The sequence below is a fragment of the Paraburkholderia sp. SIMBA_054 genome (assembly GCF_046534875.1).
Classification (GTDB): domain Bacteria; phylum Pseudomonadota; class Gammaproteobacteria; order Burkholderiales; family Burkholderiaceae; genus Paraburkholderia; species Paraburkholderia hospita.
In genome coordinates this window covers 1-253 of sequence record NZ_JAWRXV010001247.1, presented here as the reverse complement: position 1 = coordinate 253, position 253 = coordinate 1, and the positions used below count along the sequence as shown (strand labels likewise).

The 253-nt window shown below is 58.5% G+C and carries 1 protein-coding gene; it reads right to left on the bottom strand.

Annotated features, from left to right (window positions below):
- Nucleotides 1-253, bottom strand: a 253-nt coding sequence (locus SB822_RS59100; RefSeq protein ID WP_410859375.1) for an endonuclease/exonuclease/phosphatase family protein, incomplete at both ends; no start/stop codon positions are given.

Sequence of the window (253 nt, the reverse complement as noted above, 5' to 3'; positions counted from 1 at the left end):
GCCTGCTCATCGCCATCGTCGCCGGGAAGACCGCGATTGACCTCATCCGGTGATTTCTTGGAAAGAAGCGCGACGCCGTTGAAGCCCTTTTGGCCGGGTGTTTCCACATGATAGCCGAGCGCTTCAATCTCCAGGCGCGGAAACTGGTCGTCGACCGACTTGATTTCCTGCAGGCAGGCAATATCGGGCGAGGACTCCTTCAGCCAGTGCTGGAGGTTCTCGATACGGGCTTTGACGCCGTTGATGTTCCAGG